Consider the following 11,592-nt stretch of genomic DNA (forward strand, 5'->3'; position numbering starts at 1 on the left):
CCTTCGGAAATGGCATCCCGACCAGTCTGCGACGGTGATCGCGGACCCGCCTGTCGGCGGGCTCGACGAGGCTACTTGGCCAGCCGTCCCAGCAGCGCGGAGGCCGCGGCGATGCCGGCCACGGCCGCGCCGGCCAGCACCGCGAAGTCCAGCGGCAGGTGCGAGGCGGTGCCGATCAGCAGCCCGCGCAGCGCGTCCACCTCATAGCTCAGCGGGTTGCCCTTGCTGACCACCCGCAGCCAGCCCGGCATGAGCGAGACCGGGTACAGCGCGTTCGAGCCGAAGAACAGCGGCATGGTGATGGCCTGGCCGATGCCCATCAGCCGGTCGCGGGTCAGCACGATCCCGGCGATGCAGATCGACAGGCAGGAGAAGAACGCCGAGGCGAGCACCACGGCCGCGGCCACGCCGAGCAGCTTCAGCGGGTTCCAGGTCAGCGACACCCCGAGCAGCGCGGCCAGCACCACCACCACGACCGCCTGGATCACCGACTTCACCCCGGCGGCGAACGCCTTGCCGGCCACCAGCGCGGCCCGCGGTGTCGGGGTGACCAGGAGCTTGGTCAGCACCCCGGAGTCCCGCTCCCAGATGATCATGATGCCGTAGAAGATCGCGATGAACATCGCGGACTGCGCGATGATGCCCGGCGCCAGATAGTCCAGGTAGGGCAGGCCACCGGTGGGGATCGCGTGCAGCCGGGTGAAAGTCTCGCCGAAGATCAGCAGCCACAGAGCCGGCTGGACCGCGCGCGTGTAGAGCTCGGTGCGGTCGTGCCGCAGCTTCTGGATCTCCACCGCGCACATCGCCGCGATCCGCGTGGGCAGCACGCGCCACCCGGTGCGGACCTCCGCGGGCTGGTAGAGCAGGCGGGGCCGGGCCGGCGCGGCGTCAGCCGACACGGGAGGCGGTGTTACGGGAACGGCGGACATCGCGGAAACTCCCTCCGTCTTGGTCGCCGAGCAGCTCGCTGTCGGCGAAGTGGCGGAACACGTCTTCGAGCGTCGGTTCGCCGTCGCGGCCCGCGTCGCGCCAGGCCTCGGCCAGGCCCTGCTTGAGGCTCTCCGGCGTACCGGTGGCCCGGATCCGGCCCTGGTGCATCAGGGCCAGGTGGTCGCAGTACTGGTCGGCCTCGTCCATGTAGTGCGTGGTGACCAGCACGGTCATCCCGGTCACGGCCCGCACGTCGTCGATGCGCTCCCAGACGCTGGTCCGCGCGATCGGGTCCAGGCCGATCGTCGGCTCGTCCAAAATCAGCAGCCGCGGCGCGCTCACCAGCGCCTGCGCCAGCTCCAAGCGCCGCACCATGCCGCCGGAGTAAGTGCCCGCCATCCGGTCGGCGACCTCGGCGAGCCCGACGATGTCCAGCGCCTCGGCGACCCGCTCGGCCCGCTCCCGGCGGGCGATGTCGAAGACCCGCGCGAACAGTGCGACGTTCTCCCGGCCGGTCAGTCCGCTGTCGGCGGACAGCTGCTGCGGAACGTAGCCGAGCAGCCGACGCACTCCCATCCGGTTGCGCGCCACGTCGTGCCCGAACACGCTGATCATCCCCGGCGGCACCTTGAGCAAGGTGGTCATGGCACGGATCGCGGTGGTCTTGCCGGCGCCGTTCGGGCCGAGCAGCCCGAACACCTTCCCGGCCGGGACCGTCAGGTCGATGCCGTCCACGGCGCGGGTCTGGCCGAAGGCGTAGACCAGGCCGGTGACGGCGATCGCCGGGACGACAGAGTCAGAGTCGGGGGCAGTCATATGCCTTCCTCTGCACTCTCGGCGAGCTCGTGACTCTCAGCGGACCCGTTCTCGGCCTCCTCGTGCAGCGACGCGGAAAGCGCGCGCAACGCCGGCAGCGCGGCGTCGAGCGCCTCCCGGTGGGCGTCCGACAGCCGCTCGATGTGTGCCCGGACCAGCGCCGACCGGCGGTCCTGCCACTCCTGCAGGCGGTGCGCAGCCTCGGGAGTGATGTGCAGCAGGGTGGCCCGGCCGTCGGCGGGATCGCCGGAACGCTCCAGCATGCCGAGCTCCACCAACCCCTTGACCAGCGTGGACACCGAGTTCCCGGCCAGCCCGAGCTCCTTGGCGGCCTCGGACACGCGCAAGCCCGGCTGACCGCGCACCAGCCGCAGCAGCTCGACCTCGGCGCCGCGCAACCGCGGGGTCCGGAGCCCGGCACGCAACCGGCGGCGGATCAGCCGGTTGAGGCCGGCCAGGACGTTTTCAAGCTCCGATGGTTCGGTGGTACCGCTCATGATTCGATTTTAGCTCTGATACAGAGCTAAATGAAGAGGGATGCGCCGATCCGCATCCCTCTTCACCTCATCACCCCATGGTCAGCACATCACCGACCATGGTCAGCACATCACCGGTCCAGCAGCCCGAGAGCGCGCAGGCTCTCGGCGGACTCCACGATCGTGGTCTCGACCGGCCGCGGACGCCAGCCCAGCTCCTCGCGCGCCCGCTCGTTGTGGATCACCGGTCGCGGCAACTCAGGACCGTCGGCCTCGGTGGTCGGGGCGAGCGCCGCCGCGTCGCCGAGGCGGTCGCGCAGGATCTCGGCCAGTTCCACGAAGCTGCGCGTCGGGCCGTCGGCCACCGCCAGGTACCGCTTGCCGGCGGCCTGCGGCGCGGCCATCGCGCGCAGGTGCAGGTCGGCGACGTCGCGCACGTCGACGACGCCGAACCGCATGCGCGGCGCGACGCTCATCGTGCCGTCCAGCAGGCCCTTGATGAAGGACATCGACGAGCCCAGGGCCGGGACGAGCGTGGGCCCGAAGATCGCCGTCGGGTTGACCGTCACCAGCTCGGTGTCGCCGTCGGCCATCAGGTCCCACGCCGCGCGCTCGGCGATCGTCTTCGACCGCGGATACGGCGCGAGGCCGGACATGTCGGGGTCGGTCCAGTCGGCCTCGGTGTACTCCGCTCCCGGCTTGGGTGTGTAGCCGACGGCCGCGAACGACGAAGTCAGCACCACGCGCCGGACGCCGGCCTCGCGAGCCGCGCGCAGCACCCGCAACGTGCCCTCGCGGGCCGGGACGATCAGCTCGTCCGGGTCGTCGGGCTGCGCCACCGGGATCGGGGAGGCGACGTGGTGGACCTCCTCGACGCCGGCCACCGCCTCCTTCCAGCCCTCGTCGGCCAGCAACTCGGCGGCGACCACTTCGAGCCCGGCGTCGTCGGCGCCGCCGCGCCGCACCGCTTCGCGCAGGCCGGCCTCACGGCTCAGCGAGCGCACCGTGGCACGCACCTCCCGGCCGTCGCGCAACAACGCGGCGACGACCTGACTCCCCAGATAGCCGGACCCGCCGGTCACCAGAACACGCTTCATCGCACTCATCGCACTGCCTCCAGACTTTTCTTCACGGCCACCAGTCGCTCGGTGGACGCGGCTTCGGCGACGGCGTCACCCCGGTCGCGGGCGTCCCACAACTCGGCCTTCTCGCGGAGGTAGTCCAGCCGCGCGTGCTGCGCGGCGATCTCGGCCTCGATGCGCTCGGCGTGGCGCAGCAGCAGGTCGCGCTGCTCGCCCGCGCGGGATCGTCCGACGCGGCGGTTGGCCAGGTAGGCGCGCATGTCGTCGATGCCCATGCCGACCGCGCGCAGGCAGGACAGGACCTCGATGGTGTCCACGTCGCCCTCGCCGTAGCGGCGGTGGCCGCTGCTGTCGTCCCGGTCGATCGGGCCCACCAGGCCGACTTCCTCGTAGTAGCGGAGGGTCGGCTCGGTCAGGCCGCTTTGCCGGGATACCTCCAGAATGGTGAAAGCCGTCATGAAGGTAGCTGACCATACTTCAAGCGCTTGAAGTCAACCGGTGGCCGGGGAGGCACGGCCTTCGGTTGACTTCAAGGGTGACTGTCGGTGCTGCGTCGAGCCTCAGCGCGGCGGCCCGACGATGGTGCTGCCGTACTGCTCGGAGACCGCCGGGTCCGGCTTGATCTCGAAGCCCTCGGGGCGCGGCGTGCTCAGGTCGCGGCCGACGGCGCGGAACATCCCCTCGATCCCGGCCGGCGTGTTGATCATCAGCAGGTCGGCGTGCTTGGACGTGACGCGGTAGCCGTGCGGGTGGTTCCGCGGCAGGTAGACGATGCCGCCCTCGGACAGCTCGTACTCCTGGTCGTCGCACCACACCAGCGCGGTCCCCTTGATCAGCAGGAAGACCTCGTCCTCGCGGGTGTGCACGTGGTACGGCGGGGCCTCCCCCTCGGCGACGTCGAAGCGGCCGATCATCAGGTTGCCGTCGGTGGCCTGGCCGTCCAGGAGCATCGCCAGGGTGCCGCCGTCGAGCCATTCGAGCTTCTGCTGCTGGTCAGGTTGTGCGATATAGGCCATGCTCATGTAAACGGACGATATCGTCCGCTTAAGCGCACGTCAAGGTGATCCCCGACCCCGGAGTCGATGGCATCATCGGGAGATGGCCGAGGCGCAGACCAGAGGGAAAGTGATGGAGCCGGCAGAGAAAGTCAGACAGCGCGCCCCGCGTCGCGACGCGGCGGACAACCGCGACAAGGTGCTCGCCGCGGCGGCGGCCGCGGTCCTCCGCGAGGGCACGGCCACCCCGATGGCCACCATCGCCGCCGACGCCGGAGTCGGCGTCGGGACGCTGTACCGCCACTTCCCCTCGCGCGAGGCGCTGCTCAGCGCCCTGACCCGCCGCTCCTTCGAGCTGGTCCTGGACACCGCGACGCGCGCCGCCGCGAGCGACGGGCCGGGCATCGAGGCCGTGCGCGCCTTCCTGGACCAGACCGTCCAGCACGGCCCGGACCTCATCCTGCCCCTGCACGGCGGCCCGACGGCCCTGGACGAGCAGACGCTCGCCGTGCAGGCCGCGGTCCACCAGCAGATCAGCGCCCTGCTGCGCACCGGCGTCCAGGACGGCACCATCCGCCCCGACGTCACGGCTCGCGACCTGGTGATCTTCGGCGCCCTGCTGGCCGAGCGGCTGCCGCACGTCGCCGACTGGGAGGGCGCCGCGCGGCGCGCCGTCGACATCTACCTCGCCGGGTTGGCACCGACGGCCGCGCCGCTGCGAGGCTGAGCCGCCGGGCACCTGCGCCGCGTCGCCGGCCGGCCGCCGGTCAGGTCCCGGTCAGGCACCTGTCAGGTCCCGGTCAGCTGGCGGTCAGCAGCAAGCCGCCGTCGACCGTGATCACCGTCCCGGTCACGAACCCGTTCTCCATCAGGTACAGATGCGTCGCAGCGATCTGCTCCGCCTCCCCGATCGCGCCGGTCAGCGTCCGCTGCGCCATCGACGCGAACAGCGCCTGACGCTGCGCCTCCGGCACGGCCTCCCACATCGGCGTGCGGACAGCGCCGGCGCGGACCACGTTCACGCGGATCGGCGCCAGTTCCACCGCCAAGCCGCGGGCCAGGCCCTCGGTGGCGCCGACGCCGGCCGCGCCGAGCGCGAAGCCCGGCACCGGACGGACGCCGACCGTGCCGGTGGTCAGGGAGATCGAGCCGTGCGGGCTCATGCGCGGCACCGCGTGCTTGACCGCCGCGACCGCGCCCCAGAAGCGCACGTCGAGCTTGCGGCGGGCCTCGTCGAGCGACTGGTCGACCAGCGGGCGCGGGGCCACGGAGTCGCCCGCGGTGTAGGCGAGGTGGTCCAGCTCGCCGACGTGCTCGAACAGCGCCGCGATGGTGTCCTCGTCGGTGGTGTCGACCACCACCGCGTCGGCGCCCTCCGGCAGCGTGGCGAGCGCCGCGTCCAGGCGCCCCTTGTCGCTCGACGCGATGGTCACGCTCGCGCCGGCAAGCGCCGCTGCTCGTGCCGTCGCCAGTCCCATGCCCGAACTGCCGCCGATGACGACGACCTTCTGCCCGGTCAGTGTCATGATCCGTCCTCCGTTGAACGCAGCTGCATGCAGCTGGATGCGGCCGCCGCTCGGGCAGCCGAGTGATGTCTCACTGAGACATCACCATAGCGCGTGATGTCTCACTGTGTCATCACTGCTAGAATCGCCGCATGCCGCGCTGGGAGCCGAGTGCCGAGGACCGCCTCCGTGAGTCCGCGCTCGCGCTGTTCCTGGAGCGCGGGTACGAGAACGTCACCGTCACGGACATCACCGACCACGCCGGCCTGACCCGCCGCACGTTCTCCCGCTACTTCGCCGACAAGCGCGACGTGCTGTTCGCCGGCTCCGAGCGGCTGCCGGCGGTCATCTCGCAGGCGGTCCGCGACGCCGACCCGGCGCTCGGCCCGGCTGAGGCGCTGCTCGCCGGACTGGCCGGCACCGCCGCCATCCTGGCCAAGCAGGTTCCCCGCTCCCCCGAGCGCCGCCGTGTCGTGGCCGGCAGCACCGAGCTGCGGGAGCGCGAGCTCGGCAAGTTCGTCGCCGTCACCGACGCCCTCGCCGAGACCCTGCGGGCCCGAGGCGCGACCGACGTCGGCGCGCGCCTGCTGGCCGAGGTCGGCGTCGCGGTGTTCCGGGCGGCGTTCGCGCGCTGGACCGAGGAGCCGGACGGAGCCGATTTCCCCGTCTACATCACCGAGGCCGCGGCCGAGCTGACCGGGGCGTTGGCGCCGATCGCCGATCAGCGCAAGTGAACGGCGTTGACCAGTACCACGTACACGACGGTCCCGCCGACGATGCTCAGCAGCGCACTGCGACGCCACAGGTGCACCGCCACCGTCACAGCCAGCGCGACCAGCGGCGCCAGCAGCCGCGCGGGATGCGTCACCGGCAGGTCGCGCAGGCAGTAGCACAGCAGGATCACCATGACGCCGGCCGGCGTCCGCGCGCTCAAGTCGCGCACGATCGCGCTGGAGCGCAGTGCGTTCAGCGCGGCGAACGGCAGCGCGCGCAGCGCCCACGTCACCGCGGCGGCGACTCCGGCCGCAGCGAAGAGGTATCCGGCGTCAGGCATCTGCGCTCCCCCGCGCCGCGACGCCAGCGACCAGCCGGCGGACCATCAGCCCGGCGGTGAACACCACGAACGCGGCCAGCAGGAACTGCCCCGGGAACAGCCATCGGGCGATCAGGGCACTGAGCACCGCCAGCACCGGCGTCGGCAGGTCGCCGCGGCGGTCGCGCAGCGCGTCCAGCGCCAGGACCGTGAACAGCGCGGTCATCGCAAAGTCCAGGCCGTTGAGGCCGCCCGGAATCAGGGTGCTGAGCAGCGCTCCGACCGTGGCACCGAGGACCCAGTACAGCTGCAGCAGCACCTGGAGCCACACGATCCGGCGGCCGGGCCAGTCACGGGCGCTGTCGGCGGTGCTCAGGGCGTAGGCCTCGTCGGTCATCGCGAAAGTGCTGTAGGCCTTGGCGAGGCGGCCGTTCACGCGGTGCAGCGGGAAGGACAGCGAGTAGAAGACGTGCCGGACGTTGACCAGGAAGGCGGTGAGCGCCACGGTCGCCAGCGGGACCGCCGCCACGACGAGCGGGACCAGCAGGAATTCCAGCGAGCCGGCGTAGATCAGGCTGGTGAACAGGACGGCGCACCACCACGGCAGGCCCGCATGCGTGGCGACCACGCCGAACGCCAGGCCGAGCGGCACCAGCCCGAGCCCGACCGACGCCGAGTCGCGGAGCGCGGCGGCGATGTCGGCGCGGCGGCCCGGTGCGGACGCCGGTGCCTGCACCGGTATCACCGAGGCGTCGGCCACTGCTGCGGCAACAGTTCCCATGGCGAAATTCTAGAAAGAAACGCGCCTAATATGGTTTCCGATTGTGACGCTAGACTGCCTCTGTGAGCAACGAACTGCTACTCGATGCCATCGACCGTGAAATTCTGTTCCACCTCCGCACCGACGGCCGCCTGACCAACGTCGAGCTCGCCAAGCGCGTCGGCCTGACACCGCCCCCGTGCCTGCGCCGCGTCAAGCGCCTGGAGGACGCCGGCGTCATCAGCGGCTACCGCGCGGTCATCGACCCCGTGGCGCTGGGCCGCGCCCTGGAGGTACTGGTCGACGTCGAGGTCAGCGCCACCGACCGCAAGACCTTCGAAGAGTTCGAACGCATCGTGAGCTCCTACGAGGAGGTCACCGAACTGCGGCGGCTGTTCGGGCGGCCGGACTACTTCATCCGCGTCGCCGTCGCCGACCACGCCGCGTACGAGGAGTTCCTGACCACGAAGCTCAGCGGGCTGCCCGGAGTACTGCGGCTGACCTCGCACCTGACGATGAAGGAGATCAAGACCGGGGCATGACCAGGTTCTACCGCGTTCTAGCGCGCCGGCGAGTCGATCCGCTGCAGGATCCGCTCGGCGTCCTGGCCGAGGCGGCGCAGGCGCTCGGGTGACAGGTTGTCGATCACCGCGTGCCTGACGAACGCCACGTGCGCCGGTGCCGACTCCTCCATCTTGCGGCGGCCGGCCGGGAGCAGGATCGCGTTCGTGAAGCGGCCGTCGGCCGGGTCGGGTTCGCGGCGAACGTAGCCGCGCGCCTCCAGGCGCTTGACCATGTGGGACAGGCGCGACAGTGAGACGCTGGCCTCCTCGGCCAGCGTGCTCATGCGCATCGTCCACTCCGGCGCCTCGCCGAGCATGGCCATCGTCATGTACTCGACCATGCTCAGGTCCGAGTCGCGCTGGAGCTGCCCCTCGATGGCCCACGGCAGCCGCGTCATCAGCCGCACCACCGACAACCACGAGTCCAGCTCGCCGGAGGAGAGCCACCGGGCTTCGGGTTCGTCGGCACCTGGTGACTGTTCGGTGGCGGCCATCCCCATACTGTAGACCGCCGGGACGGCAGCGCACCGTCAGGCCGCGCAGCCTCAGGCCGCCTCGACGTCGAGCAGCTCGCGCAAGCCCGGGATCCACGCGGACACCAGCGACCACGCTCCGGTGTCGACCCCGTCCTCGACGGCCCGCTCGACCGTCGCCGCCAACTCCGCCGCCTCGGCACGCAGCCAGGCTGCCGCAGCCGCCCGCGACTCGAAGCACTCGGGCACGACACCGGGACGCGGATCAGGCAGCTTCGCCTCACCACCGCACGGATCCAGCCACCGCGCCGCGGCAACAGCCGAGTACAGATAGTGCTCCATCAGCCGCAGCACAGCTTCGGCCCGCACCACCTGCGGGTCGAACGCCATCGACTCCTGATACGCAAACCGGCACAGCAGATCATGCGCCCCGTACCGCCCGGGCGCGTACTGCGTCAGCAACGCTGTGCCGGTCAACTCGGCGACGAGCTCCGCCGCCCGCCCGCGCGAGGCCGCGACCAGACTGGCGGCGGCCGGAACGCTGATCCCGGGCCCCGGCCGCAGGCTCTGGAACCGAAGCAAACGCGCCGCCTCGTCGGACAGCGCGCGATACGACCACGAGAACACCGCGCGCAGATCAGTCCGGTGGTCACCGCCGTCCAGGGCCTCGAACGTCGTGGCGATCTTCGCGAGATCGACCGCGTACTCGGCGATCGACAGCCGCGGATGCGTGGCGGCCCAGGCGCCGGCGAGGCTGATCGCCAGCGGCAGGCCTTCGCAGCTCTCGACGACGCCGCGGAACGGCCCCGGCTCGGCGGCCAGCCGCTCCGGCCCCAGCCGTCGTTCCAGCAACGCGTACGCGTCCCGCGGAGCCAGCAAGTCCAGCGGAATCGCCGTCGCACCCTCGCACGCCACCAGCGAAGCCAGCGGACTCCTACTCGTGACCAGCACCAGACAGCCGGGCGCACCCGGCAGCAGCGGCCGGATCTGCTCGGCGTCGCGCACGTTGTCCAGCACGATGAGCACCCGCCGGTCGGCCGACACGCTGCGGAACAGAGCAGCGCGCGCCGCGGGATCCGAAGGGATCCGCTCCTTCGGCACCCCCAGCGCGACGAGGAACGCCCGCAGCGTCTGGCCGATGTCGACCGCGGTCTCGCCGAGGCCGGAGCCGTGCAGGTCCACGTGCAACTGGCCGTCCGGGAAGGCCCCGGCGACGCGCCGGGCCCAGTGCACGGCGAGCGCCGTCTTGCCGATCCCGGCCGTTCCGGTGATCGCGGCGATCGCCGCCGGGCTCGACGGATCGGCGTCCGCGACCCGCTCGGCCAGCGCGTCCAGAGTGCGGATCTGCGGATCCCGGCCGACGATGTACACCGAGCCGGGCAGCTGAGCCGGGGCCGGCGACAACTCCCGTTCAGGCTCCCGCTCCTGCTCAGGCGACGGTTCGGGCGGCGGCTCCAGCGCCGACTGGCGCCGCAGCACACCAGCGTCCTGCCGCAGGATCGCGGCCTCCAGCTCACGCAGCGCCGCGCCGGGGTCCAGGCCGAGCTCCTCCCGCAGCGCGCTGCTGATCTCCCGATACACAGCCAGCGCGTCGACCTGCCGTCCGGCCTGGTAAAGCGCTCGCATCAGCAGGCCGGCGGACTCCTCGTCCAGCCGGTAGTCGTACCAGAGTTCCTGGGCGTCCTGGACCGCCTGGTTCACCCGGCCCAGCGTCAGCAGGCAGTCGATGAGCAGTCGCCGGGCCCTGACCCGGAGTTCGTCCAGCCGCTGGGCCCAACCGTGGAACGCCGCCAGATCCGCCACATCCGCCAGCGCCGGTCCGCGCCACAACGCGACCGCCTCTTGCGCGCGAGCCGTGCGGCGCGCCGGATCTTCTTCCTGCGCGGCCTCCTGAATCAGCCGCCCGGCCGCTTCGGCGTCGGTCGCCTCGACACCGAGCCGCAGCAGGTATCCCGGCGACACCGCCCGGATGACGTCCGGATCGCCGAAGGCCCGCCGCAGGTAGGAGATGTGCGCCTGAAGCGTGTTACGGACCGTGGTCGGCGCCTGCCCGTCCCACACCGCCGCGGCCAGCCGTTCGGTGCTGACGACCCGGCCGGGTTCCACCGCGAGAGCTGCCAGCACCGCCTTGCGACGCAGCCCCGCAACCTCCCACGAACCCTCCGGACCGGCGATCTCGATGGGTCCCAGAATCCTTACTTGCATGCTCAACCCAGCTCCCCCGTGGCAGTGAATCCGTCTTCAGTGAATCTGCCTTCTGCGACCCAAACGGATGCGGACACGATCGGGTTCGCCAGGGGTTTCAGCGGCATATCAGTGCCGGATCAGCGGCCCGATCCATCCTTGAGAACAAGGCCCGGCGACCGGGTGCGGCGACTTCGGGGGCGCCGCAGGCACCGCCGGTCCCGGGCACCAGCTCCGCGGTCACGCACGTCGAGAGCCCCACGCTCACGCGCTGATCACGGTATGAAGGGGGGACAGTGCGCCCGGCTCGGAATCCGAGCCGGGCGCACTGCTATGTGCCGCTTGTGCGCCACTATATCCCGTTATGCACCATGCCGGTTCCAGTCCGGGCTTCATCGCATGATCCTGACTTGTCATGGGAATAACCGCGCCATGCCTTGTGGCCACCCCGGCTCGATGATCTCGGCTCGGGCACCCCCCGGTAACGATCGCATCAAGGTCTTGTCCATATACCGGGCTGGTTTGACCCTCGCCGGAATCCCGACCTACCTTCTAGACATGTCCTCGATCATCACGGCCCGCATGGCGTTCCTCGAACGCGCGCTGCTCGCCGTGACGAACCACTGCGTCGCGGACATCCTCTGTAGCCGTTAGCCGGCCTTGTAGCCGTTGACCGGCCCGCTGTCCACGTTCGTTCGCGGGCCTTCGCTAAAGCGCTTTCTCGTCAGTGCGCACCTTCCCGGGCACGCACCGCTTTCCCACGTCTCCCCTCGTC

At 71.1% G+C, this 11,592-nt stretch carries 15 protein-coding genes; 4 read left to right on the forward strand and 11 right to left on the reverse strand.

The annotated features are described in order from the left end of the window. Window positions 1-71: 71 nt before the first annotated feature. The 6 genes from ABH935_RS40945 to ABH935_RS40970 form a co-directional block, all read right to left on the reverse strand. On the reverse strand, window positions 72-929 hold the full coding sequence (locus ABH935_RS40945; protein WP_370383368.1) for an ABC transporter permease: 858 nt from the start codon (window positions 927-929) through the stop codon (window positions 72-74). Then, a complete protein-coding gene (locus tag ABH935_RS40950; RefSeq protein ID WP_370383369.1) occupies window positions 889-1,746 on the reverse strand; it encodes an ABC transporter ATP-binding protein in 858 nt (285 codons plus the stop codon). The genes ABH935_RS40945 and ABH935_RS40950 overlap by 41 nt, the downstream gene beginning before the upstream one ends. After that, window positions 1,743-2,243 carry a MarR family winged helix-turn-helix transcriptional regulator gene (locus tag ABH935_RS40955; RefSeq protein ID WP_370383370.1) on the reverse strand — a complete coding sequence of 167 codons (501 nt, stop codon included), beginning with the start codon at window positions 2,241-2,243 and terminating at the stop codon, window positions 1,743-1,745. Before ABH935_RS40955 ends, ABH935_RS40950 begins: the two co-directional genes overlap by 4 nt. A 110-nt stretch (window positions 2,244-2,353) precedes the next feature. Then, on the reverse strand, window positions 2,354-3,319 hold the full coding sequence (locus ABH935_RS40960) for an SDR family oxidoreductase (RefSeq protein ID WP_370383415.1): 966 nt from the start codon (window positions 3,317-3,319) through the stop codon (window positions 2,354-2,356). 5 nt (window positions 3,320-3,324) lie between these two features. Beyond that, entirely contained in the window at window positions 3,325-3,762 is a 438-nt protein-coding gene (locus tag ABH935_RS40965) for a MerR family transcriptional regulator (RefSeq protein WP_370383371.1), read from the reverse strand. Between the two features lie 102 nt (window positions 3,763-3,864). After that, window positions 3,865-4,326 (reverse strand): cupin domain-containing protein, encoded by a 462-nt coding sequence (locus ABH935_RS40970; RefSeq protein WP_370383372.1) that lies wholly within the window; start codon window positions 4,324-4,326, stop codon window positions 3,865-3,867. A gap of 76 nt (window positions 4,327-4,402) precedes the next feature. On the opposite strand from ABH935_RS40970, the gene ABH935_RS40975 reads away from it, so the two are divergent. Next, entirely contained in the window at window positions 4,403-5,026 is a 624-nt protein-coding gene (locus ABH935_RS40975; RefSeq protein ID WP_370383373.1) for a TetR/AcrR family transcriptional regulator, read from the forward strand. Window positions 5,027-5,099: 73 nt separating this feature from the next. On the opposite strand, the gene ABH935_RS40980 is transcribed toward ABH935_RS40975, so the two are convergent. After that, window positions 5,100-5,825, reverse strand: a complete 726-nt coding sequence (locus tag ABH935_RS40980) for an SDR family oxidoreductase (protein ID WP_370383374.1) — start codon at window positions 5,823-5,825, stop codon at window positions 5,100-5,102. Between the two features lie 131 nt (window positions 5,826-5,956). Between ABH935_RS40980 and ABH935_RS40985 the strand changes: the two genes are divergently transcribed. Next, window positions 5,957-6,538: a TetR family transcriptional regulator gene (locus ABH935_RS40985; protein ID WP_370383375.1), complete on the forward strand. Its 582-nt coding sequence runs from the start codon at window positions 5,957-5,959 to the stop codon at window positions 6,536-6,538. Here ABH935_RS40985 and ABH935_RS40990 read toward each other — a convergent pair. Then, a complete protein-coding gene (locus ABH935_RS40990) occupies window positions 6,526-6,858 on the reverse strand; it encodes a branched-chain amino acid transporter permease (protein ID WP_370383376.1) in 333 nt (110 codons plus the stop codon). The genes ABH935_RS40985 and ABH935_RS40990 overlap by 13 nt on opposite strands. Further along, entirely contained in the window at window positions 6,851-7,618 is a 768-nt protein-coding gene (locus ABH935_RS40995) for an AzlC family ABC transporter permease (RefSeq protein ID WP_370383377.1), read from the reverse strand. Before ABH935_RS40995 ends, ABH935_RS40990 begins: the two co-directional genes overlap by 8 nt. Before the next feature lie 62 nt (window positions 7,619-7,680). On the opposite strand from ABH935_RS40995, the gene ABH935_RS41000 reads away from it, so the two are divergent. After that, window positions 7,681-8,139 carry an Lrp/AsnC family transcriptional regulator gene (locus ABH935_RS41000; RefSeq protein WP_370383378.1) on the forward strand — a complete coding sequence of 153 codons (459 nt, stop codon included), beginning with the start codon at window positions 7,681-7,683 and terminating at the stop codon, window positions 8,137-8,139. A 17-nt stretch (window positions 8,140-8,156) separates the two neighbouring features. Here the strand turns inward: ABH935_RS41000 and ABH935_RS41005 are convergent, their stop codons facing one another. Next, the gene (locus ABH935_RS41005) at window positions 8,157-8,654 is read right to left on the reverse strand and encodes a MarR family winged helix-turn-helix transcriptional regulator (RefSeq protein ID WP_370383379.1); all 498 of its coding nucleotides are present in this window, start codon (window positions 8,652-8,654) and stop codon (window positions 8,157-8,159) included. 51 nt (window positions 8,655-8,705) lie between these two features. Continuing rightward, complete coding sequence (locus ABH935_RS41010; RefSeq protein WP_370383380.1) at window positions 8,706-10,838, reverse strand: BTAD domain-containing putative transcriptional regulator; 2,133 nt, start codon at window positions 10,836-10,838, stop codon at window positions 8,706-8,708. A 537-nt stretch (window positions 10,839-11,375) separates the two neighbouring features. On the opposite strand from ABH935_RS41010, the gene ABH935_RS41015 reads away from it, so the two are divergent. After that, window positions 11,376-11,471 carry an Ms4533A family Cys-rich leader peptide gene (locus tag ABH935_RS41015; protein WP_323747997.1) on the forward strand — a complete coding sequence of 32 codons (96 nt, stop codon included), beginning with the start codon at window positions 11,376-11,378 and terminating at the stop codon, window positions 11,469-11,471. Window positions 11,472-11,592: the final 121 nt, after the last annotated feature.

It is taken from the genome of Catenulispora sp. GAS73 (assembly GCF_041262085.1).
Classification (GTDB): domain Bacteria; phylum Actinomycetota; class Actinomycetes; order Streptomycetales; family Catenulisporaceae; genus Catenulispora.

Bases quoted from the DNA above. Each gene is read 5' to 3' on its own strand.
- ABH935_RS40945 (WP_370383368.1), bottom strand. From the start codon at position 929: ATGTCCGCCGTTCCCGTAACACCGCCTCCCGTGTCGGCTGACGCCGCG.
- ABH935_RS40950 (WP_370383369.1), bottom strand. From the start codon at position 1,746: ATGACTGCCCCCGACTCTGACTCTGTCGTCCCGGCGATCGCCGTCACC.
- ABH935_RS40955 (WP_370383370.1), bottom strand. From the start codon at position 2,243: ATGAGCGGTACCACCGAACCATCGGAGCTTGAAAACGTCCTGGCCGGC.
- ABH935_RS40960 (WP_370383415.1), bottom strand. From the start codon at position 3,319: ATGAAGCGTGTTCTGGTGACCGGCGGGTCCGGCTATCTGGGGAGTCAG.
- ABH935_RS40965 (WP_370383371.1), bottom strand. From the start codon at position 3,762: ATGACGGCTTTCACCATTCTGGAGGTATCCCGGCAAAGCGGCCTGACC.
- ABH935_RS40970 (WP_370383372.1), bottom strand. From the start codon at position 4,326: ATGAGCATGGCCTATATCGCACAACCTGACCAGCAGCAGAAGCTCGAA.
- ABH935_RS40975 (WP_370383373.1), top strand. From the start codon at position 4,403: ATGGCCGAGGCGCAGACCAGAGGGAAAGTGATGGAGCCGGCAGAGAAA.
- ABH935_RS40980 (WP_370383374.1), bottom strand. From the start codon at position 5,825: ATGACACTGACCGGGCAGAAGGTCGTCGTCATCGGCGGCAGTTCGGGC.
- ABH935_RS40985 (WP_370383375.1), top strand. From the start codon at position 5,957: ATGCCGCGCTGGGAGCCGAGTGCCGAGGACCGCCTCCGTGAGTCCGCG.
- ABH935_RS40990 (WP_370383376.1), bottom strand. From the start codon at position 6,858: ATGCCTGACGCCGGATACCTCTTCGCTGCGGCCGGAGTCGCCGCCGCG.
- ABH935_RS40995 (WP_370383377.1), bottom strand. From the start codon at position 7,618: ATGGGAACTGTTGCCGCAGCAGTGGCCGACGCCTCGGTGATACCGGTG.
- ABH935_RS41005 (WP_370383379.1), bottom strand. From the start codon at position 8,654: ATGGCCGCCACCGAACAGTCACCAGGTGCCGACGAACCCGAAGCCCGG.
- ABH935_RS41010 (WP_370383380.1), bottom strand. From the start codon at position 10,838: ATGCAAGTAAGGATTCTGGGACCCATCGAGATCGCCGGTCCGGAGGGT.
- ABH935_RS41015 (WP_323747997.1), top strand. From the start codon at position 11,376: ATGTCCTCGATCATCACGGCCCGCATGGCGTTCCTCGAACGCGCGCTG.